At 72.6% G+C, this 26,999-nt stretch carries 22 protein-coding genes; 4 read left to right on the plus strand and 18 right to left on the minus strand.

Annotated features, from left to right (window positions below):
- The first annotated feature begins 200 nt into the window (after nt 1-200).
- Nucleotides 201-728 carry an RNA polymerase sigma factor gene (locus GA0070622_RS02840; protein WP_245666106.1) on the plus strand — a complete coding sequence of 176 codons (528 nt, stop codon included), beginning with the start codon at nt 201-203 and terminating at the stop codon, nt 726-728.
- Nucleotides 715-1,899 carry a sialidase family protein gene (locus tag GA0070622_RS02845; RefSeq protein WP_091568027.1) on the plus strand — a complete coding sequence of 395 codons (1,185 nt, stop codon included), beginning with the start codon at nt 715-717 and terminating at the stop codon, nt 1,897-1,899. The genes GA0070622_RS02840 and GA0070622_RS02845 overlap by 14 nt, the downstream gene beginning before the upstream one ends.
- Before the next feature lie 52 nt (nt 1,900-1,951).
- On the opposite strand, the gene GA0070622_RS02850 is transcribed toward GA0070622_RS02845, so the two are convergent.
- From GA0070622_RS02850 to GA0070622_RS02875, 6 genes are all read right to left on the minus strand, one after another.
- Nucleotides 1,952-4,036: a carboxypeptidase-like regulatory domain-containing protein gene (locus GA0070622_RS02850; RefSeq protein WP_091568031.1), complete on the minus strand. Its 2,085-nt coding sequence runs from the start codon at nt 4,034-4,036 to the stop codon at nt 1,952-1,954.
- Between the two features lie 148 nt (nt 4,037-4,184).
- Entirely contained in the window at nt 4,185-4,847 is a 663-nt protein-coding gene (locus GA0070622_RS02855) for a DUF5701 family protein (RefSeq protein WP_091568035.1), read from the minus strand.
- Between the two features lie 49 nt (nt 4,848-4,896).
- Nucleotides 4,897-5,658 carry a LytR/AlgR family response regulator transcription factor gene (locus tag GA0070622_RS02860; RefSeq protein WP_091576795.1) on the minus strand — a complete coding sequence of 254 codons (762 nt, stop codon included), beginning with the start codon at nt 5,656-5,658 and terminating at the stop codon, nt 4,897-4,899.
- Between the two features lie 31 nt (nt 5,659-5,689).
- On the minus strand, nt 5,690-6,913 hold the full coding sequence (locus tag GA0070622_RS02865; RefSeq protein WP_091568039.1) for a sensor histidine kinase: 1,224 nt from the start codon (nt 6,911-6,913) through the stop codon (nt 5,690-5,692).
- Between the two features lie 10 nt (nt 6,914-6,923).
- Nucleotides 6,924-8,429: a sugar transferase gene (locus GA0070622_RS02870; RefSeq protein WP_091568043.1), complete on the minus strand. Its 1,506-nt coding sequence runs from the start codon at nt 8,427-8,429 to the stop codon at nt 6,924-6,926.
- 281 nt (nt 8,430-8,710) lie between these two features.
- Entirely contained in the window at nt 8,711-9,571 is an 861-nt protein-coding gene (locus GA0070622_RS02875) for an Fpg/Nei family DNA glycosylase (protein ID WP_091568049.1), read from the minus strand.
- A 136-nt stretch (nt 9,572-9,707) separates the two neighbouring features.
- On the opposite strand from GA0070622_RS02875, the gene GA0070622_RS02880 reads away from it, so the two are divergent.
- Nucleotides 9,708-10,976, plus strand: coding sequence for a glycosyltransferase family 4 protein (locus GA0070622_RS02880; protein WP_091568051.1), 1,269 nt, complete (start codon nt 9,708-9,710; stop codon nt 10,974-10,976).
- 62 nt (nt 10,977-11,038) lie between these two features.
- On the opposite strand, the gene GA0070622_RS02885 is transcribed toward GA0070622_RS02880, so the two are convergent.
- The 4 genes from GA0070622_RS02885 to GA0070622_RS02900 all read right to left on the minus strand — a co-directional run bounded on the left by GA0070622_RS02885 (nt 11,039) and on the right by GA0070622_RS02900 (nt 14,058).
- Nucleotides 11,039-11,761 (minus strand): CDP-alcohol phosphatidyltransferase family protein, encoded by a 723-nt coding sequence (locus tag GA0070622_RS02885; RefSeq protein ID WP_091568054.1) that lies wholly within the window; start codon nt 11,759-11,761, stop codon nt 11,039-11,041.
- The gene (locus GA0070622_RS02890; RefSeq protein ID WP_091568057.1) at nt 11,736-12,803 is read right to left on the minus strand and encodes an iron-containing alcohol dehydrogenase family protein; all 1,068 of its coding nucleotides are present in this window, start codon (nt 12,801-12,803) and stop codon (nt 11,736-11,738) included. The genes GA0070622_RS02885 and GA0070622_RS02890 overlap by 26 nt, the downstream gene beginning before the upstream one ends.
- Nucleotides 12,791-13,522, minus strand: coding sequence for a phosphocholine cytidylyltransferase family protein (locus GA0070622_RS02895; RefSeq protein WP_091568060.1), 732 nt, complete (start codon nt 13,520-13,522; stop codon nt 12,791-12,793). Before GA0070622_RS02895 ends, GA0070622_RS02890 begins: the two co-directional genes overlap by 13 nt.
- 86 nt (nt 13,523-13,608) lie before the next feature.
- Nucleotides 13,609-14,058: an NUDIX domain-containing protein gene (locus GA0070622_RS02900; protein WP_245666107.1), complete on the minus strand. Its 450-nt coding sequence runs from the start codon at nt 14,056-14,058 to the stop codon at nt 13,609-13,611.
- 112 nt (nt 14,059-14,170) lie between these two features.
- Between GA0070622_RS02900 and GA0070622_RS02905 the strand changes: the two genes are divergently transcribed.
- Entirely contained in the window at nt 14,171-14,563 is a 393-nt protein-coding gene (locus tag GA0070622_RS02905) for a CBS domain-containing protein (protein ID WP_091568068.1), read from the plus strand.
- 83 nt (nt 14,564-14,646) lie between these two features.
- Here the strand turns inward: GA0070622_RS02905 and GA0070622_RS02910 are convergent, their stop codons facing one another.
- The 8 genes from GA0070622_RS02910 to GA0070622_RS02945 form a co-directional block, all read right to left on the minus strand.
- The gene (locus GA0070622_RS02910) at nt 14,647-17,718 is read right to left on the minus strand and encodes a malectin domain-containing carbohydrate-binding protein (RefSeq protein ID WP_245666108.1); all 3,072 of its coding nucleotides are present in this window, start codon (nt 17,716-17,718) and stop codon (nt 14,647-14,649) included.
- Between the two features lie 218 nt (nt 17,719-17,936).
- On the minus strand, nt 17,937-18,983 hold the full coding sequence (locus GA0070622_RS02915; RefSeq protein ID WP_091568076.1) for a glycoside hydrolase family 26 protein: 1,047 nt from the start codon (nt 18,981-18,983) through the stop codon (nt 17,937-17,939).
- 68 nt (nt 18,984-19,051) lie between these two features.
- Nucleotides 19,052-20,599, minus strand: coding sequence for a lipopolysaccharide biosynthesis protein (locus tag GA0070622_RS02920; protein ID WP_245666109.1), 1,548 nt, complete (start codon nt 20,597-20,599; stop codon nt 19,052-19,054).
- Entirely contained in the window at nt 20,587-21,447 is an 861-nt protein-coding gene (locus GA0070622_RS02925) for a sulfotransferase domain-containing protein (RefSeq protein WP_091568082.1), read from the minus strand. The genes GA0070622_RS02920 and GA0070622_RS02925 overlap by 13 nt, the downstream gene beginning before the upstream one ends.
- A complete protein-coding gene (locus GA0070622_RS02930) occupies nt 21,444-22,670 on the minus strand; it encodes a hypothetical protein (protein WP_091568086.1) in 1,227 nt (408 codons plus the stop codon). The genes GA0070622_RS02925 and GA0070622_RS02930 overlap by 4 nt, the downstream gene beginning before the upstream one ends.
- A complete protein-coding gene (locus tag GA0070622_RS02935) occupies nt 22,670-24,136 on the minus strand; it encodes an O-antigen ligase family protein (protein ID WP_091568089.1) in 1,467 nt (488 codons plus the stop codon). The genes GA0070622_RS02930 and GA0070622_RS02935 overlap by 1 nt, the downstream gene beginning before the upstream one ends.
- Nucleotides 24,133-25,128 carry a DUF3048 domain-containing protein gene (locus GA0070622_RS02940; RefSeq protein WP_091568093.1) on the minus strand — a complete coding sequence of 332 codons (996 nt, stop codon included), beginning with the start codon at nt 25,126-25,128 and terminating at the stop codon, nt 24,133-24,135. Before GA0070622_RS02940 ends, GA0070622_RS02935 begins: the two co-directional genes overlap by 4 nt.
- Nucleotides 25,125-26,999 (minus strand): Wzz/FepE/Etk N-terminal domain-containing protein, encoded by a 1,875-nt coding sequence (locus GA0070622_RS02945; RefSeq protein WP_245666110.1) that lies wholly within the window; start codon nt 26,997-26,999, stop codon nt 25,125-25,127. Before GA0070622_RS02945 ends, GA0070622_RS02940 begins: the two co-directional genes overlap by 4 nt.

A 26,999-nucleotide genomic window follows, 5' to 3' on the forward strand; every position in this document is an offset into this window, starting at 1 on the left:
CGGCCGACGCTCTTCCTCGGCTCCGGTCACCCCCGGCAGTCTCGCCTGCTCAGCCCGAATGTCAAGAGCACGCCGACCACGCCTGTGCACAACCTGTGGATAACGCTCCGGACCTGTGGACAAGCCGGTGGACGAGCGGGAAGTCGTTGTGGACCGGGAACCTTCCAACCGCCCCGTGAGTGGACAGGTGGGGAGAGGGGGTGACGGTGTCCGACGGTGATCTGATCGCGGAGCTCTACGCGGGGTCCTTCCGCCGGTTGGTGGTCCAGCTCTACGCGGTGACCGGTGACCTGAGCGAGGCCCAGGAGGCGGTCCAGGAGGCGTTCACCAAGGCGTTGGTCGCACCCGGGCGGTTCGCCCGGCTGGACAACCCGGAGGCGTGGCTGCGGCGGGTGGCGGTGAACGTCGCCCGGAGCCGGCACCGGCGGCGGCGGGTCCTCGACCGGCTGCTGCTCCGGATCGGTCCCCCGCCCGCCGTCGCCGACCGGTCGCCGGAACACCTGGCCCTGCTGACCGCCATGCGGGATCTGCCCGAGGGGCAACGGACCGCGCTGGCGCTGCACTACCTGGTCGACCTGCCGGTGGACGAGATCGCCGCGACTCTCGGCGTCTCCGCCGGCACGGTGAAGTCGCGGCTCTCCCGGGGGCGGCAGGCCCTCGCCGCGCTGCTCACCGAGCCCCACGTCACCGGCGGCGCCGGCCAAGGGAGGATCGATGTCCGATCGTGAGTTCTCCGGCTTCGAGGTCGAGACGATCGCCGACGCCGTCCGTCAGCCGCCGCTGCACGAGCTGCGTGCCGTGGCACGTTCCCGTCGCCGTCGATCGGCCGCCCTGGGGTCGGCCGCCCTGGCCCTGCTGCTGGCCGTGGTCGTCGCACCGGTGGCCGCGCACCCCGAGCGATTCGGGTCGCCGAGCCGGCCCGTCCCGTCACCCGAGCGGGTGCTGCCGGGCATGCCCGGCGACTTCACGCTCACCGGTCCGGAGTCCGGCGTCGACGTACGCGTCGAGCCCTGTGTGCTCCGCTTCGCCCGGACCATCGACCGGGGGCGGACCTGGACCGACTGGGACGAGGCGCGGTACGAGGCCGACGACTGCGGGCCCGGCTCCACCCTGGAGTACTCGGTACTCGGCGACGGTACCTATCTGGTGCGCGACGGTCTGCGCCGTCTCTCCACCGACTACGGCCGCACCTGGCAGGACGCGGAGCGGGCGATCATCCCGGTGCGGGCGTTCCCCGCGAACACCCGCCCGGTGCACTGCCAATTCATCTGTCCGGCGATCGACGAACCACTGGCGGTGGACCCGTCCACCGGTCTTGTCTACCGGCTCAGTGGAACGCCACCGTCGCCGCTCCAGCTCGCCAGCCTCTATCCCGCGTCGGACGGCAGCATCTGGACCACGTACGACCCCGGCCGCGGCACGGTCGCCGCCCGCAGCACCGACCGGGGGGCGACCTGGAAAACCTGGAGCCCGGCGGCGGGTCGGAGTGTGCTGGCGCTCGTGGGTGTCGACAGTCAGGAGGGCTACCAGGTCGTGTCCGGCCCGGACGGCGAGGTGGCACTGGAGCGGACCACCGACGGAGGGACGACCTGGTCGACCACCGGGACCAGCCTGGGGAGAGGGCTCCAGTGGGACCTGACGGTGGGCGCGGACGGATCCCTGCTGGTCGTCACGCAGTCCGGTCCGGAGGGCAACCGGACGACGAAGATCCTGGTCAGCCGGGATGACGGACGGAGCTTCACGACGACCTACGACGACGGCATGCCGGTCGCGTCGGTGAGTGTCGCCCCCGGCTACGCCTGGCTCTTCAGCCCGGGTGGCCCGCGCGGCGAGGCGGATCACCTGTTGCTGACCCGGGACGGGCGTACCTGGGACCGGTTCCTGCTGGCGTCCCCCTGAGCCGCCGCGAGGGCCGGTCCCACCGGACCGGCCCTCGCGGAGGTCGTCCGGATCAGCTGGTCGGGACCACCAGGTCCGCGGTGAGCGTGCCGGTGGCCGGCACGACGAACAGCCCCAGCTTGCGGGTGCCGTCCGCGCCGGTCACCAGGTAGCGGCCGGAGTAGTCCTGGTCGGCGAGCCTGACGTCGTAGGTGAAGTAGACGCGCTGCTTGCCGGTGACCCGCATGGTGAACCGCCCGTCGGACATCCAGCCGGCGCCGGCGATGTCGCCGGTGTCGGCGCTGCGGGCGATGACCCAGCCGCTGGTGAACGGTGCGCCGTCCGGGTCGGTGAACGTGCCGGTCACCGTGGTGCCCGCCCGCATGGTGGTGTCGTGGGTCGCCGTGCCGCCGGCGGTCACCGTCACCGGCGTGGCGGTGTAGCGGCTGACCGCGTCACCGGACCAGTGGGGGGCGTACGGGTGGGCGCCGAACACCACCGGCCAGTCGTACGGGCCGAGCCGGTCGAGCGTGTACCGGCCCTGCTCGTCGGTGGTGGCATCGTTGACACCCACACCGGGGTGACCGGTCAGCACCGAGACGTCGACCGAGTTCGCCGGCTTGCCCGTGGCCGCGTCCGTGACCGTGCCGGTGATCCGGCCGGCCGGATCGAGCCGGACCTGCGGCCCGGCCGTCACCGTGCCGACGGTCGCGGCGACGGTGGCGGCCTGCCGCTCGTCACCGGTGCCGCCCTCGGCGCCCACCCACTGCCGGCCGTAGGAGGTCTGGCCCGGGTCGGCGAAGAGCCGGTAGGTGCCGGCGGCCAGCGGACCCACCCGGATCCGACCGGCCTGGTCGCTGCAGTTGCCGTGCCCGTCCACCAGCCTGGCCTGCTTGGGCAGGAAGGCGTCGAGGCAGACGTCGGCCACCGGCCGCCCGGTGGCCCGGTCGACGATGGTGGTGCTGATGGCCGCGCCCGGCCGCAGCTTCGGAGCGACCTCGGTGGTCTGGCCGGCCACCACCTTCACGCCGGTGAGCTGGCGGGCGAAGTGCAGGCCGTCGGGTGAGTGGAGGTAGAGGTCGTGCCGGCCCTGCGGCAGGCCGGTGAGGGTGACGACGCCGGTGCCTCCGCTGCACGTCTCGTCCGAGTTGACGCAGAAGTCGGCCACCGGGGCGCCGCTGACCGAGTCGACGGCGCGGATCCGCACGGATCCGGTACCGACCAGCGCGTCGGTGATCCGGGTCCGCTGGCCGCCCCGCACCACCACCAGGTTCGCGTCGGTGTAGTCGAGCTTGCCGCGGTAGTACTGCGTCCGGTCGCCGGCCTCGAAGCGCACCTTGTAGGAGCCGGCCAGCAGCGCCGGGACGGTGAAGGTGCCGTCGGCCCCGGTCTGGGTGTCGACCCCGCCGTACATGTTGGCGGTGTTCACCGCGACCTGGGCGGAGGCGAGCGGCTCGCCGGCCGCGGTGGTGAAACGGCCGGTGAGGCTGCCGGTGGGCAGCACCGTCTCGTCGACGACGGTCTCCTCGTCGGCGGTCACCCGGTAACGGCCGGCGTCGACCTCGTCGAGCTTCCCGGGGACGTACTGGGTCTGGTAGGAGCCCTCGATCGGCCGGAAGGAGAGGGTGTAGCTGCCGGGGACGGCGGCGATCCGGAAGCGGCCGTCCTCGTCGGTCGACCCGTAGGCGTGCTCCGAGTTCTCGGACTCGTCGGCGAAGACGCTCAGCCAGGCGACGGGTGCGCCGGCGGCGTCGGTGATCCGCCCGGTGAGCAGCCCGGTGGCGCGGAGCTGGTCGTCGGCGGTGACGCTCTCGCCGCTGCCGACCGTCACCGGGTCGGCGTCCCAGATCATGGCCTTCTGCCGGTAGTACTGGTCGGGGCGGTCGACCGGGTGGAAGCCGACGATGTAGCGACCGGCGTCCAGACCACCGACCGACCAGCGGCCGTCGTCGTCGGTGGTGGTCCAGCCCGCCGTGGCGTAGCTGTCGGCGTCGAACACCTCGACCTGGGCATCGGCCGCACCGGCGCCGGCGCTTGTGGTCAGTCGTCCGCTGACCGTGCTGGTCTCCGCGGCCTGCGCCGGGGTGACCCCGGGCAGGACCAGGAGGCCGGTGACGACGGCCGCCGCGGCGGCACGACGTGCGAGGGCAAAACGCATCTGCGTCCCAACGTGAGAGTGGTCGGGGCGACCCCACGCAGGCTCCGCCCACGCCGCCCCCCGCGCCCCGTCCGGGATCGGCTCGGAAAGGATAGCGACAAGGTGTGACAGGCATCGATCAGCCGTACCGGCGGGATCGACTGTGGACTCACTCCAGGCCGACCCGGACCGGGTGGGCGGTGGCGGAGCCGAGCCAGGTGTGCGGGTTGCCGAACCAGCACCAGCCGAGCTTCGGCGCGCCCTGGCTGATCCAGAGCGCCGGCACCCGCTTGTCGCCGCAGCGCGAACCGACCAGCGAGAAGCACCGGTTGCTGGCCAGCGCCTGCGGGCGCAGGGTGACGAGGGCCAGTCCCTCGTCGATGGTGATCGGCAGCCGGCCCTTCGCGGTCATGTCCTCCAGCGCGGCCGACGGTGTCTGGTTCCGGTACTCCTCGCCGCGGTCCACGTCGAAGAGCAGGTACGCCGGCCCGGGCGGCACCTCCAGCTCCTTGATCGGGTGGAACGTGGGCAGGTCGTCGGCGGGAAAGTTCCGGTCCAGCACGCCGGGCTTGCGTCGGCCGGCGAGCGTGGTGAGCGCGATCCGCTCCGGGACCGGCGTCAGCTCCCGCGTGGTCACCAGCAGGAACGGCGCTCGCGCGTCGGTGGGGGCGGCCAACCCGACGGCGCCGGCGACCGCCGCGTCGCGCAGCGGGCTGAGCAGGGTGCGGAACGCCTCCTCGGCGCGCCCGGCGAGGGCCGGGTAACCGAGCCGGACCAGGTGGTCGAGCTGGCGGTCGAATTCGGCGCCCGGGTCGAAGCGGTCGTCGGTCATGCCCTCTCCGCTCTCTCGTACCGTCTGCCGTACATTGTACGTCAGGGCGTCAGCGGCTCCAGTCCTGCTTGGCGGCGCGGACCAACTTGTCCTTCAACTCGCGGGTGTGCCGGCGGCTCACCGGCAGCTCGCTCCCGTCGATCACCACCACGTAACCGGAGTTGACCAACCGCAGCTCGGCGATGAGCCGCAGCTGCACCAGGTAGGAGCGGTGGATCCGGACGAACCCCGCATCCGCCCAGCGCTCGGCGAGCGTGGCCAGCGAGACCCGGACCAGATGCGACCCCTCCGCGGTGTGCAGCCGGGCGTAGTCGCCCTGCGCCTCCACCCAGCGCACCGCCGACCGGGGCAGCATCCGGGTGGTCCCGGCCAGCTCCACCGGGATGGTCGGATCCTCCTCCGCCCGGGCCAGCGCCGCCGGGTGCGACGGCACCACCCGCGAGCCGATCACCCGGCGCAGCGACTCGGCCAACCGCTCGGCGCGGACCGGCTTGCGCACGTAGTCGGTGGCGCCCAGGTCGAACGCGTCCACCGCGCCGTCGTCGTACGCGGTGACGAAGACGATCGCCGGCGGCCGGGCGAACCGGCGCAGCACCCGGGCCAGCTCCATGCCGTCCAGCCCGGGCATCCGGATGTCGAGGAACACCACGTCCACGTCGTCGTCGCGGAGCACCCGCAGCGCCTCGGTGGCGTCCCCGGCGGTGTGCAGCCGGGCCACCCGGGGATCGGCGCGCAGGTGGTAGGCCAGCTCGTCGAGCGCCGGCGGCTCGTCGTCGACCGCCAGCACCCGCAGGAATCCGGAGGCGCTCACCACGCCGACCCGGTTCGCTCGCTCCGCTCGCTCACGACGACACCCGGACGCCCGGATGGAACTTCGGCACCCGCATGCTGACCTTCGTACCCGAGCCCAGGCCGGTCTCGACGACCAGGCCGAACCGGTCCCCGAAGGCCGACCGGAGCCGCTCGTCGACGTTGGAGAGGCCGACGTGCTGCCCCGGGTCGTCGGCCGGGTCGCTGCCCGCGCCGGAGACCTCGGCGATGCCGGCGGTCAGCGTCGTCGGATCCATCCCCACTCCGTCGTCCTCCACCGTGATGTGACACTCGGCGCCCGCGTCCCGGGCCTCGATGCTCACCATGCCGGTGCCCGGCTTGCGGGACAACCCGTGCCGGACCGCGTTCTCCACCAACGGCTGGAGACAGAGGAACGGCAACGTCACCGGCAGCACCTCGGGGGCGATCTGCAGGCGCACCTGGAGCCGCTCGCCGAAGCGGGCCCGCTCGATGGTCAGGTAGCGGTCGATCGAGCGCAACTCCTCGGCGAGCGTGGTGAACTCCCCGTGCGCCCGGAACGAGTAGCGGGTGAACTCGGCGAACTCCAGGATCAGCTCCCGGGCCCGCTCCGGGTCGGTGCGCACGAACGAGCCGATCGCGGTCAGCGCGTTGTAGATGAAGTGCGGGCTGATCTGCGCGCGCAACGCACGGACCTCGGCCCGGGCCAGCCGCTCCCGCGACGAGTCCAACTCGGCCAGGGCGAGCTGGTCCCCCGCCCAGTGCGCGGTCTCCAGCGTGGCCTGCACCAGGCCCGGCGCCGGTCGCTCGTCGGCCACCGCCACCAGCGCCCCGACCACCCGCCCGTCCGCGCTCAGCGGCGCCACCACCGCGCCGCGCACCGGACAGTCGACCAGGTCGCAGTGCAACTCCGACTCGTGCAGCACGGTCGAGCGCCCGCTGCCGACCGCCCGCCGGGCCGCCGCGACCAGCTGGTCGGTGTGGTGCGCGCCGCGCCCGTCGATGGCCAGCAGTGCGTCCCGGTCGGTCAGCGCCAGGCCCGCCGCGCCCACCAGGGCGCGCAGATGGCGTACGGCCTTCGCCGCGTCCGCGGTGCTCAGGCCCGCGCGCAGCGGCTCCGCGGCGAGGCCCGCCGTGTGCAGCACCTCGTACGTGGCCCGCTGGGTGGCCGTGGCGATGCCCCGCCGGGCACGCAGGCGCAGCACCGCCCAGAGCGCCGCGGCCAACGCGGTGACCAGCGAGACGACGGCGAAGACGGCCGAGAGGTTGCCACCCACGCAGCGAAGGCTAGTACGCGCCCTTGCGCGCCAGCACCACCCCGACGGTCCGCCACAGGATGCTCAGGTCGTAGGCCAGCGACCAGTTGTCGACGTAGTAGAGGTCGAGCCGGACCGCCTCGTCCCAGGAGAGGTCGGAGCGGCCGGAGACCTGCCACAGCCCGGTCATGCCCGGGCGCACCAGCAGCCGGCGCCGGACATCGCCCAGGAAGTCGCCGTCGTCGGCGGGGAGCGGACGCGGGCCGACCAGCGACATCTCGCCCCAGAGCACGTTGATCAGCTGGGGCAGCTCGTCCAGCGACGAGGCCCGCAGGAAACGGCCCACCGGGAAGACCCGGGGATCCTGCTTCATCTTGAACAGCATGCCGTCGGTCTCGTTCTGGTCGACCAGGCCGGCCAGCCGCTCCTCGGCGTCCACGTACATGGTGCGGAACTTCCAGACCCGGAAGGTACGCCCCTCGTGCCCGACCCGGGGCTGCCGGAAGAAGACCGGACCGGGGTCGGAGATCCGGATGGCCAGCGCGATCGCGGCGAACAGCGGGGTCAGCAGCAGCAGGCCCAGGCCGGCGGCGACCCGGTCCATCAGGTTCTTGACCAGCAGCGCCGGCCCGGAGAGCGTCGGCTCCTCGACGTGCAGCAGCGGCAGGCCCTCGATGGGGCGGATGTGCACCCGGGGACCGGCGATGTCGGTGAGCTGGGGCGCGACCACCAGGTCCACGCCGGAGCCCTCCAGCTGCCAGGCCAGCCGGCGCAGCTCGCCCGGCTCGGCGCTGGCCGAACCGCAGACCGCGATGGTGTCGCCGCCGACCTCCCGGACCAGGGCCAGCACGTCGCGGCCGGCGTACACCGGCACCGGCGTCTCCATGCCCCGCGCGGCGGCGTACCCGTCGGTGAGGTGGATGGCCACCGGCACGAGACCGACGTTGGGGTTGCGGGTGACCGTGGTGAAGACCTCCAGGCACTCCGGCAGCGTGCCGACCAGCACCATCCGGTGCCCGGCCTGACCGATGCGGCGGCGCAGCGCGTGCAGGCAGGCCCGGGCGATCATCCGGCCGAACAGGATGAGCAGCATGGCGCCGAGCAGCGCGAACCCGACGGTCCACCGGGACAGCGTCGTCTTGGTGGCGAAGGCCAGGAACGAGACGGTGGCGGCGACCGCCACGCCGGAGCGGATCACCCGCTTGTACTCGTCCGGCCCGAGCCCCAGGTAGCGCCGGTCGTACGTCCGGTTGCCCCAGAGGATGAGCACCCAGCCGAGCGGCAGCAGCAGGAACGCCACGGTGTAGAACCAGGCGGCGGGCGCGTCCCGGAAGCCGGAGTCGGCCTGCTCGAAGATCTGCACCGCCAGGAAGCTGGCGAGAGCCGCCGCGCCGAAGTCGAGCAGCAGCAGAGCGGCGATGTAGGGGCGGTGCCAACGGGAGACCCGACGCCGGGCGCGGGCCCACGCCGACCGGGGTACGCCGTTGTGCGACGGCGGAGTCGGCGGCTGGATCTCAAAGCTGTCGACGTGCCGCACGCTCTTGCTCCGGCCTGTGTCGGTTACCGGGCGCTGGAGGCTTGTCGTCACCTCAACCCATGTCCTCCCGCATGACCCGCGTCCTCACTCGCCGTGAGGACCCGGGTCGCTCACCGTCCCAGTCTCCCACGTTGCCCGTGGGGATCTGGCCGGCTCCGAGTCAGTTGTGAAGCCGGGGACCGAGCCACTATACCGATGGATGGCGGCTCGGGTAGAGCCGGCGACCGGGACCTTCGGCGATCGCCGGACGATTCCGCTCAGTAGTCGGCGGGTGCGGTTACTCACCGTACGAGACGGGACAACCTTCGGTCAGCCAGCGGTTTGCCGCCGGTCTGACAGGTGGGGCAGTACTGGAGGCTCGAGTCGGCGAACGAGACCTCCCGCACCGTGTCGCCACAGACCGGACAGGGCAGGCCCTTCCGGGCGTGCACCTTGAGGCCCGAGCGCTTCTCACCCTTCAGCTCCGCGGCCCGCTGCCCCATCGACCGCCGCACCGCGTCGCCGAGCACCGTCCGGGTCGCCGCGTGCAGGGTGGCGAGCTGGTCGTCGGTCAGCCGGTCGGTGATCGCGAACGGGGAGAGCCGCGCCGCGTGCAGGATCTCGTCCGAGTACGCGTTCCCGACGCCGGCGAGCACCGCCTGGTCGGTCAACACGCCCTTGACCTGCCCCCGGCGGCTGCGCAGCCGCTCGGCGAACATGGGCAGGTCCGCCTCCAGCGCGTCCGGACCCAGCTTCGCCACGCCCGGCACCTGGGCCGGGTCGGTGACCAGGTAGGCGGCCAGCTTCTTCTGCGTGCCGGCCTCGGTCAGGTCGAAGCCGGACCCGTCGTCGAGGCGGACCCGCACCGCGATCGGTCCCTTGCCGGGCCGCAGCGGCGTCGTGGACGCGAACGCCTCCCGGTAGTGCAGCCAGCCCGCCCGGGCCAGATGGACCACCAGGTGCAGGCCCTCGTCGAAGCGGACGTCGAGGAACTTGCCGTACCGGCCGGCTCCGGTGACCGTCCGCCCGGCGACCGTGCTCGGCGGCGGGTCGTACGTCTTCAGCGCGTTGATCGAGGCGACCTCGAAGCGGTCGACCCGCCGCCCCACCGCCCGCTCGCGCAGGTAACCGGCGAGCGCTTCCACCTCCGGTAGTTCAGGCACGGGACAACGGTAGCCTTCTTTTCCGTGAGCGCGAGGAATGAGCTTGCGAGTCCCATGCGCGAGCGCGAGGAGTGAGCTTGCGAGCCTCGCAGTCGCGAGCAGAGATCGGCACAGTCGCGAACGAAGGGCAAGCTCCGTGAGAATCGTGGTGGCGCACAACCGGTACCGGGAAGCTCAGCCCTCCGGCGAGAACACCATCGTCGACGCGGAGATCGCCGAGCTCACCGCCGCCGGCGTGGAGGTGCTGCCGTTCCTGCGCAGCTCCGACGAGATCCCGTCGATGTCCAGGGCCGCCAAGGCGCTGCTGCCGATCTCGCCGATCTGGGCCCCGAAGGCCCAGCACGACCTCGACCGCCTGCTCACCGAGCACCGGCCGGACGTGCTGCACCTGCACAACCCGTACCCGTTGCTCTCGCCCTGGGTGGTGCGGACCGCGCACCGGCACGACGTGCCGGTGGTGCAGACGGTGCACAACTACCGGCAGGTGTGCTCCTCCGGCCTCTACTTCCGCGACGGCGTGATCTGCCAGGACTGCCGCGGCCGGGCGTTGGGCGTGCCGGCGGTCGTGCACCGCTGCTACCGCAACTCCCGGGCGCAGAGCGCGCTGATGGCCACCACGCTCGCCGTGCACCGGCCCACCTGGAAGTCGGTGGACCGCTTCATCGCGCTGACCACGGCGGTCGCCGACCATCTGCGGGACTACGGCATCCCGGACGAGCGGATCGTGGTGAAACCCAACGCCGTGCCCGACCCGGGCACCCCGGCGCCGGTCGGGAACGGCTTCCTCTTCATGGGCCGGCTCAGCCCGGAGAAGGGGCTGGACCTGCTGCTGGCGGCGTGGCGGCGGCACCCGGTGGGCACGCTCGGCCCGCTGCGCATCGCGGGTGACGGCGAGCTGCGCCCGCTGGCCGAGGAGGCCGCCGCCGAGCGGCCCGACATCCACTACCTGGGCCAGCTCGACCGGGCCGGGGTGCGCGCCGCGCTGGCCGACAGCTCCGTGGTGCTGGCCACCTCGACGTGGCACGACGTGCTGCCCACCGTGATCATCGAGGCGCTGGCCGCCGGCCGGCCGGTGCTCGGTACCGCGCTCGGCGGCATCCCGTACCTGGTGGGCGCGGACACCCCGCGCGAGCCCGCCGGCACCGGTCCGGCCGAGGTGGCCACGGCGGCCCCGGGCGACGGCCGGGTCGCGTTGCCGTCGGGGGTGCAGCGCGGCGAGGCCGGCTGGGTGGTGGCGCCGGAGGTCGAGGCGTTGGCCGCCGCCCTGCCGCTGGCCACGGCCGAGGCGCCGGTGCGGGCGGGCGCGGCGCGGAGCCGCTACGAGCGGACCTTCCACCCCGACGTGATCACCAAGCGCCTGATCGACATCTACGCCGGCCTGGCCGGCCGGCGGCTCTCGAGCTGACCGCTGTGAAAAAGGGGCCCTTCTTATGCACGAGGCGTTAAGAAGGGGCCCCTCCTTACACCTCAGCGCAGGGAGGCGCGGGCGGAGAACGCGATGCTGGCCAGCAGGAAGCCGCCGTTGACCACCGTGAACGCCACCACCACCCAGAACGCGAGCGCGGGCGCGAACACCAGCACCAGCCCGGCCAGGAAGATCACCGCGCCGTAGTCGCGGACCAACTTCACCACACGCACCGGGAACGAGGTCGAGGTGACCATGCTGGCCGCGTTCGGGCCCGCCTGCATCACCGAGGTGACCAGGTTGACCATCCAGGTGCCGGCGAAGACCGCGACCAGCCAGACCGGGGTGGACGGGCGCTGCGCCACGGCCGTGGCGGACAGCGCGGCCACCAGCGCGATCTGGGCGGCCACGTCGCAGAGCACGTCGACCCGGGCGCCCGCCGCGCTGCCCTGACCGGTGACCCGGGCGAGCTGCCCGTCGGCGCAGTCCAGCGCGTACGCGACCTGCCAGCCGACCAGGGCGACCAGCCCGACCAGCCAGGCCGGGACAGAGCCGGCGGCCACATCGTCGGCGAGCGCGACCACTGCCACCGAGGCCCCCAGCCCCAACACCAGGTTGGTCAGCGTCAGCGCCGTCGGGCGCAGCCCCAGGCGCTGGGCGACCAGCGCGAAGGCCGCCCCGATCCACTGGCTGATCGACTCGCTGAACAGGCCGCCGCCCCGGTTGACCCGGTGGAAGTCGGCGACGGTGGGACGGGGCTCAGCCAAGGTGGTCGCGGAGGGCACCGGCGTAGTCTGCCAGCCGCTCCCGGGTCTCGGTAGACGACATCGCGAGGTGTTCGAGGATGGTGTAGCGGTCCGGTCGGGTGGCCGGCGCGAACTGCACCGCCTCGACGAACTGGTGGTCGGTCAACCCCACCTCGGCCGGCAGCCGGGGCAGCCCGTGCCGGGCCAGGCAGGCCGACATCTCGGTGAACCGGCGCTCGTCGCCACGAAGGAACGTGCAGAACAGCGCGCCGAGCCCGGCCAGCTCGCCGTGCGAGGCGGTGCCGGGGAAGAGCGCGTCGACCGCGTGCATGATCTCGTGGCAGCCGCCGCTGCACGGGCGGCTGGTGCCCTCGATGGCCATCGCCAGACCGCTGGAGATCAGCGCGTCCGCGAGGACCGTGACGAATCCGTCGTCGGTCATGTCGCCCGGATGGTTCAGCACCGCCTCCGCGCCGGCCCGCGACAGCGAGGCGGCCAGCCCGTCGAACGGCTCGCCGCGGACCGTACGGGCCAGCTCCCAGTCGGCCAGGGCGCTGATGTTGCTCACCACGTCGCCCACGCCGGCGCGGTTGTGCCGCTCCGGGCCGGCCTCCACGAAGTCCAGGTCGACGATCACCGCGATCGGGATGTGCACGCCGTAGGAGCCCTTCAGGCCCTCGGTGATCAGGCTCGCCACCGGGGAGGCGATGCCGTCGTTGGCCAGGCTCGTCGCCACCGAGACCATCGGCAGCCCGCGCCGGGTGGCCGCGTACTTGGCCACGTCGATGGTCTTGCCGCCACCGATGCCGACCACCGCGTCGTACGAGCGGGCGCGCAGCTTGCCGCCCAGCTCGTCGGCGGCGTCCAGGGTGCCCCCGGCCACCGTGAACACGTCCGCCGAACGCAGCGACGGCCGGAGCAGTTCGGCGATCTTCTCGCCCTGCCCCGGACCGACCACCACGGCGACGTCGCCGCCGGCCGAGATCCGGCCGTCGGAGAGGATCGCCGCCAGGTCCGCCACCGCGCCCCGCCGCACGTCGATGTGCAGCGGGGTGAGGACGCTACGGGCTAGTAGCGGCACGCGATCTCCCGCGCCCGGGCCAGGTCCTCGTGGTTGTCGACCTCGACCCAGGAGACGTCACCGATCGGCGCCGCCCGCACCTCGCCGCCCCGGTCGGCGAACTCCTGGTAGCCGTCCTCGTAGTAGAGGTTCGGGTCGCGTCGCCAGGTCGCCTCCAGCGCGTCCGCGAGCGCGTCGGCCACCTGCGGCTCGATCAGCGTCGCGCCGATGTACTCGCCGTACGCCTCGCCCGGGTCCATCAGCTTGGTGATCCGGGTGAGCTGGCCGGCGGCGTCGAAGGTGGTCTTCATCTCCTCCTCGGCCAGCGCCTTGAGCGTGTCGACGGCCAGCAGGATGCCGGGGCCACGCTCGGCCAGCAGCGTCTTCTCCACGCTCACCGGGTGCACCGTGTCGCCGTTGACCAGCAGCACGCCGCGGGCGAAGTGCTCCCGGGCCAGCCAGAGCGAGTACGCGTTGTTCCACTCCTCGGCCTTGTCGTTGTGCACCAGCGTGAGCGTCACGCCGTACTTCTGCTCCAGGTCGGCCTGCCGCTGCCGGACCGCGTCCGCCGCGTAGCCGACCACGATCACCACCTCGGTCAGCCCCACCTCGGCGAGGTTGCGCAGCGCGATGTCGAGGATGGTGGTCTCCCCGTCGACCGGCACCAGGGCCTTGGGCAGGGTGTCGGTGTACGGCCGCAGCCGGCGCCCCGCACCGGCGGCGAGCACCATCCCGATCATGCCGACACGCTCCTCTTCTCGACCGGATTCCACGTGGCGAGGATATCGTCGGCGGCCGGACGGCCGTGGTGCAGCCCGTGATCGCCCTACAGCCCGATGGAACGGAGGGCGGCGAAGCCGTCCTCGGCGATCCGGCGGATCAAGCCGTCGTTGACGTCCCGGTGCTCGTCGAGCAGGGCGACGTCCGACTCGGCCAGCCAGCGGAACTCGGTGTGCTTGCCGGCCTCCAGCCGGGGCCGGCTGAGGTCGCCGTCCACCCGGACCAGGAAGTCGGTCTCGACCCGGGCCAGCCCGTCGTCGGCTGTGTACCGGTATTCGCCGACCAGGCCGAGCACGTGCGACACCGCCCAGCCGGTCTCCTCGGCGACCTCACGACGCAACGCGTCGTCGATCTCCTCGCCGGGTTCGAGGTGGCCGCCGACGATGTCCCAGCAGTTGGGGAAGATGCGCCGCTCGGGGGACCGGCGCTGGATGAAGATGCGGCCGTCGTCGTCGACGATCAGCGCGCCGGCACAGCGGAGGGGCTCGGTGGGCACCCTCCGACAGTAGCCATCCGCACCGATTCCGGCGATGCCCGTTCTTGTCCCGGTACGCATCGATGGCCCACCATGTCCGTACCCAGTCGCCGTCCCACAGGAGTGATGTGTGATGCAGGTTCGGGAAGCGATGTCCAGTGAGGTTCTCGTGGTCGGCCCGGAGCACACGCTCCGCCAGGCGGCCCGGATGATGTCGGCCCGCGGTGTCGGGTCGGCGGTCGTGATCGACCCGGACTCCGAGGGGGTCGGGATCATGACCGAGCGCGATGTGCTGAAGGCGATCGGCGCCGGGCTCGACCCGGACGTCGAGCGTACCGGTGCCCACCTGACCTGGGACGTGGTCTACGCCGGCCCGGACTGGACGGTGGAGGAGGCGGCCGCGGCGATGGCCCGGGGTGGATTCCGCCACCTGGTGGTGCTCGACGGCCGGGAGGTCGCCGGGGTGATCTCGGTGCGGGACCTGATGCGGGTGTGGGCGCGGGAGCACGCGCCGACCGGGACCTGACCCGGCCCGAAACGGGCGATGGCCCGGCCGATACCGGCCGGGCCATCGTCGCTTGCGGTGCTGTCAGGTCGTGTCCGCCCCGGTCAGGGGCCGACGAAGACCGCGGTGCCGCGCCAGTCCACGTCGTCCACGCCGGGACCGCTGCGGACCGTGGCGGAGCCGGTCGGCACGCCGTCCGACCACGCCATCGAGGACAGGTTGCCGGTGGTCCGGGAGACGACGTAGAGGTTGTCGCCGTCCAGGAACAGACCACCCGCGTCGGCGAACGCCGTGGTGCCGGCGACCGTGGCCCGCTCCGCGCCGACCGTGCCGGTGTCCGGCGTGAAATAGCGCCAGAACAGGGTGCTCTGACCGGCCAGCGAGTAGTAGAGCCGGCCGCTCTTGTAGAACATCGCGGTCACGTTCGGCAGCTCGGCGGCGAAGTTGACCGTCATGCCGGCGTACGTCTGGCCCTCCGGCGCGGAGCCGGTGATGACCGTGTCCCACTTCGCGTCGTGGTAGGGGTCCAGCTTCTTCGGGCTGCCGAACTCGGCACCGTCGAAGGAGCGCTTGTAGAGGTCGCCACCGACGCCGTAGAACAGGTCACCGCCGACCCAGAACGCGCCCTTGACGGTGGACCAGCGGGTGTTGTCCGGGTTCGCCACCGACATCGCGTTGCCGACCGTCGTCGCGCCGTCGTACGACCGCTTGGTGATGCTGTCCACCGTGGTGGCCGGCGGCACCGGCGGGAGCTTCACGATCTCGATGCCCTGCACCAGCGGGTTCTCCAGGACCCGACCGAAGTCGATGTCGATGTTGCCGTCGCTGGTGATCGAGAACGCCCGCATGGTGCCCTTGTTGGTGGCGCCGATCGCGGCGATCGGGTCGAAGCTGTTCAGCTTGAGCACACCGTCGATGCTCACGTTGAACTTGCGCTTGCCCGCGGTGGCGGTGCCGGCGTACCGGTTGGCCAGGTAGAGGCGCACCTGCACCGGCGTGCCGGCCGGGACCGGGAAGTCCCACTGCATGTCCGGCGTGGTCGTCTGGTCCCACCGCTCGCTGTTGAACAGCTCGACCGGGGTGCCGGCCGGGACGGTGGCGTCGACCGAGGCGTTCGTGGTGTACGTCGTGACCGTGCTGCCGTCGTTGTGGTAGGTGCTCGGCGCGGCCAGCGAGTCCCCGGCCCAGGCCGGGCCGTTCGCGCCGGCCAGCTGGTCGCCGCCCGCGTTCACCCGGTAGAGCACGTCCGAGGCGTCCGGCGTCGGGGCGGTCTTGACCACCTCGATGCCCTGGATGAGCGGGTTCTCCAGCACCCGGCCGAAGTCGATGTCGACCACGCCGTCGCTCACCAGCGAGAAGGACCGCATGGTGCCACGGTCGGTGCCACCGGCTTCGGCGACCGGGTCGAAGTCGTTCAGCTTGAGCACGCCGTCGATGGTGACGTCGAGCTTGCGCTTGCCCACCGTGGCGGTGCCGCTGTAGCGGTTGGCCAGGTAGAGGCGGACGTCGACCCGGGTGCCGGCCGCGACCGGGATGTCCCACTGCATGTCCGGCGCGGTCGACTGGTCCCACCGCTCGGTGTTGAACAGCGTCGCCGGGGTGCTCGCCGGCACGGTGCTGTCGAACGTGGCGTTGGTGGTGTAGGCCTTCGCGCTGTTGCCGCCGTTGTGGTTCGGGCTCGGCGCGGCGTCGGTGTCGGCCGCCCAGTCCGGGCCGCCGTCGGTCGCCGGGATGGCCGGGCCACCCGCGTTCACCCGGTAGAGGACCTCGGTCTGCGCCGCCCGGCCGGCCTGGTAGACGTCGCCGGGCAGGCCCTTGGTGCTGGTCGAGTGGGGTGCGTCGCCGCCGTCCAGCGGGAAGAACGCGATCTTCTTGCGCAGGTGCTCGCCGGCGCCGATGTAGTCCTGGTCGCTGCCGAGCCAGAGACCCTGCGGGGTGACCATCATCTCGGTCACGCCGTAGCCGCGCGGGTGGCGCCCCGGGTTCCAGGACAGCGGCAGGCCGCTGGCCGGGTCGAGGGCCGCGATGCTGGCCCGCGGCACCGCGCCCGGTCCGGCCTTGTCGCGGGCGATCGGGTTGTTCGACCAGCGGAAGTGACCACCGACGTAGATGGCCTTCTCACTGATGCCGACGGAGAGGAACGTGTCACCGCCGCTGAAGTTGGTCCAGGTCGGCTGCTGGCCGCCACCGGTGGCGTCGGCCTCCCAGCGGGCGGCCGAGTCGCAGAGCGTGCCCGGGTAGGACGCGCCGGTGGTGACCACCACGAAGTACTTGCCGTCCGGGGAGAACTGGACGTCGCGGACCCACGAGTCGAACGCGGCGTACTTGCAGGCGCCGGAGTAGCCGTCCGTGTTCCAGTCGGCGACGGTGGCTCCGCTGTCGCCCAGGTTGATCCGGACGATCTGGTCGTGCACGACGCCGTCGGCCTTCTTGAAGTTGCCGATGACGACCATCTGCTTGCGGTCGGGCGAGACGGCGAGCTTCTCCGGACCCACGCCCGCCTTGGCGGTGCCGGTGCTGCCCTCGGTCCAGTTGTGGTTCTCGGTCAGGTTGGTGGTCAGGTAGTCGTCCACCGCGCCGGTGCTGGCGTCGATGGAGGCCAGGCCGCCGCGGTTCACGCCGGTGCCCGCGGTGGTGAAGATGCCACCCACCAGCAGGCGGTCGCCGACCTTGACGATGTCGTTGACCAGACCGTTGAAGGCCGGTCCCTTGAACGTGGTGACCAGCGAGCCGTCGGCGATGTTGAGCAGCGCCAGCTTCCGGCGGTTGACGCCGTTGACGGTGTTGAACGAACCCGCGATGTAGACCGTGCCGGCGGTGGGCCCGGCGACGACGGCCGAGACGTCACCGTCGATGACGGGCGCGAACGCGGGGTCGACGATGCCGGTGGCCTTGTCGAAGGAGAGCAGCTTGGTGCGCGGGATGTCCTGGGACTTGTCGCGGTTGCGCACCTCGGTGAAGGACCCGCCCGCGATCACCTTGCTGCCGGCGTCGTAGATGGCGTAGACCGCGCCGTCCTTGATGTTCGGCGTGGTGGTGGCGGGGGCGCTGCTGACCATGGTGCTGTGGTCCGGTGCGGCCAGCGCGGGGCTGGCCGACAGCACACCACCGACACCGAGGAAGGCGGCGGTGACCAGCGCGAATGATCGGCGCGTGGTCGCGGGAAGATTTAGCACGGGCAGCTCCGGAGGAGTGACGGAGAACGAGGTGGCCGGCCCGGCCGATCGGACGAGGGGTGCAGGGGTCGCCGATCGGGGGCGCACGGCCGGTTGACGCGTGATGGGCACACAATTCCGCATTTCAGCTATGGCGTCCACCCCGGATGACCTTTATACCCGTCCACACGACCTGACGGATACCGGGAGAGGTGAACCGGCCACACGAACGGTGGAGGTCAGTTCACCGGGCCCCCCGGCGTGGCCGTCGGCGCGGGCGCCGAGAAGTACGGGTCGCCGGCCAACTCGCGGTACGCGGCCAGACCCTCCGGGTCGTCGTCGAAGGTGCTGTCGTACGTGGTGCCCTTGGTCTGCTTGGCCGAGAAGTAGACCACCGCCTTGATCTGCGGGTGCTGCTTGATGTAGGTGCGCGCCTCCCGCAGCCACGCCGCCCGCTGGCCCGGCCCGCCGTCGTGGGTGACGCCGAACTCGCCGATCAGCACCGGTCGCGGCCGCTGCCGGGCGAAGGCCATGAAGGTGTCCATCTGCTCGGCGAAGCCGTCGTAGTTCTTGCCCGGGTAGACGTCCGTGCACAGCCAGTCGACCTGGTCGTCACCAGGGTAGTAGGCGGCGGCGTCGCGGCTTGAGTCCACGAAGCCGAGCACGTGCGGGCACCACACCCAGCCGGCGTTCGTGGCCCCCTCCTCGGTGAAGATGGCCCGGATGTGCTTCCACGCGGCCACGTAGTCCTCGGGCGACCGGACGCTCTGGCGCAGGTTGGGCCGGTCCATCTCCCACCGCCACCGCAGCAGCACCGGAACCCCGAAGTCCTTGATCTTCTTGGCCCGCTGCCGGATCAGCTGGTCGTACACGCCGTCGCTGATCGACCGGGTGTCCGCGCCGGACCAGGAGATCATCTGCAGCATCTGGGCGGCCTGGAACGCGTTCTCGGTCGGGCCGGGGAAGTCGTCCTCCCACTCGTGGAACATGTGCGCCAACGTCACCTTGCCGCCGGTCTGCTCGCCGAAGGCGGTGAGGGCGCTGACCCGACCGTCGGGCGTCTGCCAGGTCGGCTTCACCCACGCGCCGAGCCAGGCACCCTGCGCCGGCATCTCCGGGCCCCGCCCGGTGGTCTCCAGGCCGCCCACCGGCCGGGGCTTCACCGGCGCGGTCTGACCGCCGGTCGACGGGGCCGGGGTGAGGGGCGCGGGCGCCTCCCGCTGACAGGCGGTCAGGGCGAGTGTCGCTCCGATCAGGAGCGCCGCCGAACTGCGGACCCACTTCATGATTGCCGTGCCTCCCCGTGTTGGTGCCACCGGCCGGGCCGGTGGTCGATGTCGTGTGGAGTCGCCGGTCATCGCCCCCGGTTGCGCCGCAGCGCCCGCAGGGCGTCGAGCTGGAGCACGCCACGGAGCCGCCAGACCGCCACGGCGTAGCCGGCGCCGCCCAGTGCGGCGACCACCAGCAGGGACGCCATACCCGGATCGGTGACCGCGTGCAGCGCCAACGACGGCGCACCGAAGCAGGCCAGCGCCAGCCCGGCGGCGGTGAGCGTGCCCCGACCGAACGGATGCAGCCGGAACGCGCGGTGCAGCTGGACCAGCGGCACCAGATTGGTGATCAGGATGGACGCGGACCAGGCGATCGCCGCACCCATGACGCCGTAGCGCGGGATGAGCAGCACGTTGGCGACCACGTTGACCACCGTGCCGGAGAGCGCGTTGTAGAACGTCCAGGCCGTCTTCCCGGCCATGTTCAGCACGGTGTCGACCATGCCGCAGCCGGTGGCGACCAGCATCGTCAGGGCCAGGTAGACGGTGACCGTCCGCCCGGCGTCGTAACCGGAGCCGAACAGGGACAGCATGGGCTCGGCGAACGAGGCGAACAGCAGGTAGGCGGGCCAGGCCAGCAGCACCAGCCACGCGGTCGCGGCCTGGTACAGCCGTCCGGCCGCGGCCCGGTCGTCCCGGGCCAGATGCTCCGCCAGCCGGTGCTGGACGGCGGTCGACAGGGCCTGACCGGAGAGCTGACCGAGGGTCAGGAACCGGGTGGCCGCCGTGTAGAGCGCCGCCTCGGACAGCCCGCGCAGCGCGCCCAGCAGGACGATGTCGAGCCGTTGCACCACCATCTGGGCGAGCCCGCTCAACGCGCGCGGCCCGCTGTACCGCCAGTACGGGACGAACTCCTGCCGCCAGCTCACCGGCGGCGGCGCGTCCGGGCCGGCCGAGCGTTCCGCCCGCCGGACCAGGCGGGCCAGCCAGAACACGGCGGCGAGCGCGGCCGGCACGTACGGCAGCGCCCACGCCAGCGGCAGCGCCGTGGTGGCGGAGAGGCCGAGCACGGCGACCACCAGCACGGCGAGGAACTGGAGCAGGGTGCGGCCGAGCCGCTCGATGAGCAGCAGCGGACGCATCTTGCCGAAGCCCCGGCAGGCGGACAGCGTGAAGTCGCAGAGCGCGGCCACCGGTACGAAGAGCAGCAGCGCACGCAGCGCGGGCACCGCGCCCGGGACCGGCTCGGCGAAGGTCAGCTCGACGATCCGCGGGGTGAACAGCCAGCCGACCGTCGTGAGCAGAACGCCCATGACCAGCAGCGGAAGCAGTCCGGCCAGCACCGAGGCCCGGATCCGCTCCGGCTGCCCCAGCGTCCGGTAGCGGCTGATGAAGTAGACCGAGCCGATGCCCGTGCCGAGGCGGGCGGCCGCGTACGCGATCATGAACGCGCTGGTGGCGGCGAAGAACAGACCCGCGTCCGCCATCGACCAGCCACGGGTGACCACGATGTTCAGCCCGAAGCCGGCGACCGCCGCCACCGCCACGCCGAGCAGGTTCAGCACCCCGTGCCGGGCGGCCCCGCCCAGCTCGGCGCCCGCCGCCGGTCGGGTGGGAGTTACCGTCGCCACGACGGTACGCGTCCCCACCAGGCGGCGAGCCGTTCGTCGTACGGCGTGAAGTGCGCCTCCAGCCGGGCACGCAGCTCCGGGTCCATCGCCGAGCGGGACCGCGAGTTGTGCTTGCCGAACGAGATGTCCGCCCAGTGCGGCAGGCCGAGGAAGTCGCAGACCCCGTCGAAGGCCGGCCGCGGGTCGGCGAAGAAGTCGTCGGCGTCGATCACGTGCAGCCGGTCCCGCCCGAAGATCGACTCCAGCCGCTCCAGCTGCTCGACGTACTGCCCCCGGGTCAGGTAGGCGTTGTGCTGGTAGTGGTGGCTGTGCGCGGTCGGGTCGGCGAGCAGGCGCTCCCGCTCGCCGGCGATCCGGCTCTGCTCCAGTTCGAGTGCCCGCTCGAACGTCTCCGACTCGAAGCCCCGGGCCGACTCGTGCGCGTGCGCCGAGTACGCCCGCTCCACCGGGTCGCGCAGCAGCACCAGCAGCCGGACCTCGGGCAGGTCGGCGGCGATCCGCTCACCGGCCAGCGGGTGGAACATGTAGTACGGGCTCGACTCGCCGGTCACCCCGCGCACACCGAGCTGCGCGCGTACCGCCTCGGCCCGGCGGTTCGTCGGGAAGTGCCCGAGGTACCAGTCCATGCCCCGGTCGTAGCCGGTGTCGAAGTAGTGGACGCCCTTGTGGTAGACCGCCGGCAGCACGCCCGGGTGCTGGGAGAGCGTCTTGAACAGCGACGTCGTGCCGCACCGCTGGGCGCCCACGATCAGGAAGTCGGGGGTCATCCGCGAGTTCGCCGTCCACCGACCGACCGTCCGCGTCACCGACCGCACGGCCCGTCGGGCCTTGGCCTTGGCCAGCGTCATCTCAGCACTCCTCCCGCACCCGGCCGGGTCGCCAGGTGATCCTCCACCGCCGGCAACAGCCAGGCGGCCACGTGTCCCAGCCGGGCGCCGGCCTCGGCCTGCCGGTCGCGCAGGTAGCGCGCGGCCAGCTCGACCAGGTAGAGCACCGCCACCAGGTCCTCGGTGCGGGCCGGCGGCGCGAACGGGGCGAGCGTGCCCGCCGCCCCGCCCAGCAGCTCGCGGGCCGCCGTCGTCGGCTCCACCCCGGCCTTGGTGATCGCCGTCTGGAGCCGTCGGTGCAGCGCGTCGTAGCCGACCGGCACGCCCGCCGCGAACCGCTCCCAGTCCCAGACGAGCATCCGCCCGTCGGCCAGCGCCGCGCTGTTGCCGCCGTTCCAGTCGCCGTGCCAGGCGCCGAGGTCGAGCGTCGGGTCGAGGTCGACGACGGTGGCCAGCACCGCGCGCAGCCGCGCGGTCTCCGGCCGGTCACCCAGCGCCTCGACCTCGGCGGCGAGACGGTCGGCGTAGCCGCTGCCCGCGAGGGGTCGGCGGTCGACGCCCAGGCAGCGGCTGACCGCCACCATCGCCTCGCGTTCCCGCTCGGCGGCCGCCGCCGGCGTCGCCCGGGGCAGCCCCACGGGAAGTGCGCTCTGCACGAGCAGGGCGTGCGGGCCCCAGGCGCCGTGGTGCAACACGTCGGCCACCACGATCCCGGGCAGGTCGACGGTGGCCAGCCGGCGCAGGACCTCGGCCTCGGCGTCGACCAGGCCACGGGTGAGCGGGTCCACGCCCAGTTTGGCGTACCCCAACGGTCGGCCGTGGTCGTCGAGCAGCTGGATCACCGGCTTGCGGTTGGCGCGGGCCGGACCGATGTGCACGCTCAGCAACGCCGGGCGGCCGAGCACCTCGGTCAGGTGCTCCTCCAGCGTTCCGCCGGTCGCCCCGACCTGGAGACGGTCCCGGAAGGCGAGCCGGCCGAGACCGGTGCGGAAGGCGGTGGCCAGCAGCGACCGGCGCAGCCGGGCCCTCGTACCCACCGCCTCCGTCGAGTGCCGGACCGCGCTGGCCGCGGCCCGCCGCGAGCCGGCGGGCACCAGCAGCCGGGGTCGCGCGGCCGAGGGCACCACGGCGTAGCCGGCGCCGCCGCGGCGCAGCGTCGGGCCGGCCGGTTCCGGCCAGACCACGGCCGCCAGCTCGGGCAGGTACGCCGCGCGCGCGTCATCGACTCGTGGGGTTGCGGTCATCAGCGGGTCCGTTCCCGTCGGTTGGTCGGCACGGCGGACGCCACCGCGGCGAGCGCCTCCCGGCGCAGCGTCCGCAGGTACTGGTCGTTGCGGGCCAGCACCGCCACGCTGATCAGGCCGTACGCCAGCGTGGTGTTCAGGGCGCCGTAGAGGAACTGGAAGAACAGCATCAGGATCAGCACCGCGCTGCCGGCGATGCCGATGGCGGTATGGTCGCGTCGGAACCGCCACAGGCACCAGAGGAAGAACGCGCTGTAGCAGAACGCGCCGACCCAGCCCTGGCCCACGAGCAGGTTCCAGACCTGCCCGTTGCTGCCCAGCTCCCGGTTGCCGCACTGCTGGCAGTCGGCCGACTTGCCGATCGCGATCGACCGGTTGCTGCCGATCAGCGCCCGGTTGGCGCCGTAACCCAGCACCGGCGAGTGGTTGGCCGCCTCGACCGCCCCGTTGGACAGGGTGGCCCGGATCTCGTCACTGTGCCCGTTCTGCATCCGCTCGTCGAGCAGCCCGCCCAGCGGTGAGGCCAGCACCAGCACCCCGGCCAGCGCGGTAGCCAGCGCCATGCCGGCGAGGACCGCGATCCGGCCGCGCAGCGCCAGCCGCAGGGCGACGTAGACGGCGGCGATCACCAGCCCGATCCAGAGACCGCGGTTGAGGGAGAACACGATCGGGAAGATCGCGGCGGCCACCATCAGGTATCCGCCGAGCCGGCGCAGCCCTCGGCCGTACACCACCCAGCCGACGAGGAACCAGATGAGCAGGATGCCCATGTTCTCGCCCCAGGTGTTCGTGTACTCGAACGGGGCGGCCGGACGCGGGGAACTGGCTTCGCCCTCCAGCACCTCCTGCACCTGGGCCACCTCGACGTGCATGAGCCGGTTGACGAACGGCTCCTTGGCGATGACGTCGGGCAGGATGTAGTTGAGCGGGGCGGTGAACTTCAGGTCGGGCAGCAGCGCGCCGACGTAGCCGCCGATCACGGTGACCACGGCCAGGAACCCGAAGAGCCGCAGCATCCGGATCCGCGGCAGCTCCTTCTCGCTCAGGTTGAGCACGTAGAGCATCGTGATGGTCAGCGCCGTGTAGTTCATCACCCGGATGCCCCAGCCGATGTACCGGCCGAAACCGTCCGGGGCCAGCGTGTTCGGCGCGGTGACGTCCAGCATCAGCCCGGAGAGCACCACCCAGGCGAGCAGGATCAGCCAGAACCCGAAGCCGGGGGGCACCCGGATGCGGTCGCGCCGGCGCAGTTGGAACGCCATCGGCACGGCGAGGATGGCGAAGATGAACGACGGCAGGCCGAGCGCCCACCACACCGGGTAGAGCACGAAGAGCGCGATCAGCGGCCACGCGGTGGGCAGACCTCGACGTCCGGCGGCGCGTACGCCGGCCGGCGCCCCCGTCGGCACCGGATCACTCGGCACCGGCTCCGGCCGCGAGGGCTGGAGCGGGACGAGCGTCTTCATGTGACCGCTACCCGGGCCGTCGTCGGCGCGTAGACGATCCAGGTGGTGCCCGGCTGCGGGCGGACCTGGAATCCGGCCAGGTCGGTGACGTTGCAGACGAGCTTCTGCCCGGGCTTGCTCCACTGCGCCTTGGCGCTCGACGGCCCGGACACGACCAGGGCCGCGCCCTTGCCGTAGACGTTGGCGCTCGGCAGGGAGCGCGGGCTGGGCTTGCGGACGTTCAGCGTCCGGTATTCCATCGTGAGCACGACCACCGAGGCGGCGGTCACGGAGGTCTTGCCGACCCGTCCCGACCACTGCTGCTTCGCCTGGTCGTACGTCCAGGTCTGGGTGCGGTGACCGGACGCCGAGACGGTGAGTTTGCTGGCGGGCGCGACGTCCCGGGTGGCCAGCGCCGTGCCCGTGGTGGCGTAGTCGAACAGCGGCGCCGGTGCGGCGCCGCCCTTCGGCGCGGTGGCCCGCAGTGCCGTCGTGGAGGTGTTTCCGCCCGGGAACGCGGAGCTGCGCTGCGCCGGCGTCACGCCGCTCAGGTCGGCGGCCTTGAGCTGGCTGACGAAACCGGTGGGACCACCGTCGTAGCCGAGCCAGGGGCGGAGCACGCCGACGCTGCGGATGTCGACCGGGCGGATCTCGGCCACCGGGCCGATCTTCGCGGCGTCGCGGGACTGGTAGACCGCGCTCAGGTGCAGGCTGCCCGACTCGGCGAACTCCTGGTAGACCAGGTCCGCCGCGTCGAGGCCGGTCGCGGTGCCGGACTCGCTCACCCGGATCGGCACCGCCAGCGCCTGCCGCGCCTCCACTCCCGGCTGGGTCAGCGGCTGCCCGGAGAGCGGCCCCGCCGGCAGGCTGGGCGTCGGGCTGGGCTTCGGCGCCGGGGTGCCCGGGTCGACCAGGTCGGTCGCACCCGGGGGCGGCGGGTCGCTGCACGCGGCGCCCAGCGCGACGATCAGCACCCCGACGGCCGACGCCACGACAGACCGTCGGAGCCTCACTCCTGGTCCTCCACCGGGTCGAAGGCCATCGAGAGCCGGCCCTGGCCGTCGACACCGTCGATGTCACGCTTCGACCGGTAGACGGTGGACGGCGGCTGCCGGACCGCGCCGCCGGCCTGGACCGGCGCGGGCGGGCCGGGCTTGGCGGCGGGCACGGCGCTCGGGGCCGGGTTCGGGTTCGAGGTCGGCTTGCGAGGGCCCGGGGCCGGCTTGCGCGGGGCGGAACCACCGGACGACGAGCCGACCGGCCGGGGCAGGATCATCGTGCTGTCGCTGGTCGGCTGGCCACCACCCGGGCGGAAGACAGGCTCCGGGCGCGGTCGGGGCGACGGCCGGCGCTCGTCCCGCTGGTTCTCGGCGGCGGGGGTACCGCCGGCGGCCGGGCTGCCGGCCTGCTCCGGCAGGCGGGGCGCCATCACGCTGCCCAGCACCGGCGCGTCCACCTGCTCGAACTGCTGGAGGGCGGCGGTGATCTCGCTGGTCCGGGTCCGCCCGCTCTCGATCACGAGGATCACTCCGTCGACGTGCCGGGCCAGGGCCTGCGCCTCGACGGCCTGGGTGGGTCGGGCGGTCTCGATCAGCACGTGGTCGAAGCGGTCGGCGAGCTCGTCGAGGATCCCCAGCATGGTGGCGACCGGCAGCTCCACGTCGGTGTCCAGCTCGCCGGGCAGCAGGGCGCGCAGCGTGTTCAGCCCGGGGGCGGGGGTGAGCGCGGCGAGCGCGCCGACGTCGTGCCGCAGCACGTCGGCGAGGGTGTGCCGGGGCTTCGCCCCGCCGAACATGGCGGTCAGCGGCGAGTCGGGCCGGGTGGTGACGATCGCGACCTGGGCGCCGGTGCGGGCGTACGCGGCGGCCAGGTTACCGGCGACGAAACCGGCGGCCGGGCCGGGCGAGGTGTCGGTGAGCAGCAGTTGGCGGCCGCGCCCCGGCCGGGGCTCCGACATGATCGAGAGCAGCACGTTGCGCAGCCGGCCCAACTCACGCGAGACCCGGTGGGTGGGCGGCAGGATGCTCAGCGACGGCGCGCGGAGCGGCAGCTCCAGCAGCGTCGACAGGCCCGTGCGGGCGGTCACGTCACGACCCCGCCGGACGCGGGTGTCGAGCCGGTCCAGGACCAGGGCGAGCACGATGCCGAAGAGCAGCCCGGCGCCCATCCCGCTGGCCAGGTTCAGCGTGCGGTTCGGCGAACTGGGCTTCCGGGGCAGGGCCGCGTCGGAGATGATCTGGCCGGCGTCGGGCGCGTTGTCCTGCAGCGGGCTGAGCCGCTCGTTGAGTCGGGTCAGCTGGTTGGTGAGGACCTGCTTGCTGGCCTCGGCCTGGGCCCGGGCGGCGGAGTTGGCCGGCGCCGCGGCGATCTTGCCGGCGGTCGCGGTCAGCTGCTTGTTGACCTCGGCGATCTGCTGGGTGATCGAGGTGATCTCGTTCTCCACCGCCTTGGCCGCCGTGGCGAGCCGCAGGTCGAGGTACGCCTGCGCGAACGAGTGCGAGCCGTTCTGCGCCGCCTGCGGCGTGGTGCCCTCGTACGAGATCTGGAGCACCTGGCTGTTCGGCGGCACGGTGACCGACAGCGACCGCACCAGGTCCTCGTTGCTGGTGCTGGTCTTCAGCAGGGCGCGGGCCCGCTCGGCCACCACCAGGGAGCGGACCACCTGCGCCTCGGTGTCGAGGTTGACCTTGGTGCCCGGCACCGCGTCGGGGCCGACCTGGCGCACCAGCACCGACGTGGTGGAGGTGTAGGTGGGCGTCTGCAGCTTGGTGACGAGCAGACCCGATCCGATGCCGAGCAGGGCCGCGAGCGCGAGGATCCACCATCGGCGGCGGAGCCACTCGAGGTAGGACATCAGCGTGGGCCCGTCCGCGTCGTGCTGCAC

Source organism: Micromonospora sediminicola (genome assembly GCF_900089585.1).
Classification (GTDB): domain Bacteria; phylum Actinomycetota; class Actinomycetes; order Mycobacteriales; family Micromonosporaceae; genus Micromonospora; species Micromonospora sediminicola.

What these genes read in the sequence shown, in the direction of transcription:
- GA0070622_RS02845 (WP_091568027.1), top strand. Translation starts at nt 715, where the DNA reads ATGTCCGATCGTGAGTTCTCCGGCTTCGAGGTCGAGACGATCGCCGAC.
- GA0070622_RS02850 (WP_091568031.1), bottom strand. Translation starts at nt 4,036, where the DNA reads ATGCGTTTTGCCCTCGCACGTCGTGCCGCCGCGGCGGCCGTCGTCACC.
- GA0070622_RS02855 (WP_091568035.1), bottom strand. Translation starts at nt 4,847, where the DNA reads ATGACCGACGACCGCTTCGACCCGGGCGCCGAATTCGACCGCCAGCTC.
- GA0070622_RS02895 (WP_091568060.1), bottom strand. Translation starts at nt 13,522, where the DNA reads ATGATCGGGATGGTGCTCGCCGCCGGTGCGGGGCGCCGGCTGCGGCCG.
- GA0070622_RS02905 (WP_091568068.1), top strand. Translation starts at nt 14,171, where the DNA reads ATGCAGGTTCGGGAAGCGATGTCCAGTGAGGTTCTCGTGGTCGGCCCG.
- GA0070622_RS02915 (WP_091568076.1), bottom strand. Translation starts at nt 18,983, where the DNA reads ATGAAGTGGGTCCGCAGTTCGGCGGCGCTCCTGATCGGAGCGACACTC.
- GA0070622_RS02925 (WP_091568082.1), bottom strand. Translation starts at nt 21,447, where the DNA reads ATGACGCTGGCCAAGGCCAAGGCCCGACGGGCCGTGCGGTCGGTGACG.
- GA0070622_RS02930 (WP_091568086.1), bottom strand. Translation starts at nt 22,670, where the DNA reads ATGACCGCAACCCCACGAGTCGATGACGCGCGCGCGGCGTACCTGCCC.
- GA0070622_RS02935 (WP_091568089.1), bottom strand. Translation starts at nt 24,136, where the DNA reads ATGAAGACGCTCGTCCCGCTCCAGCCCTCGCGGCCGGAGCCGGTGCCG.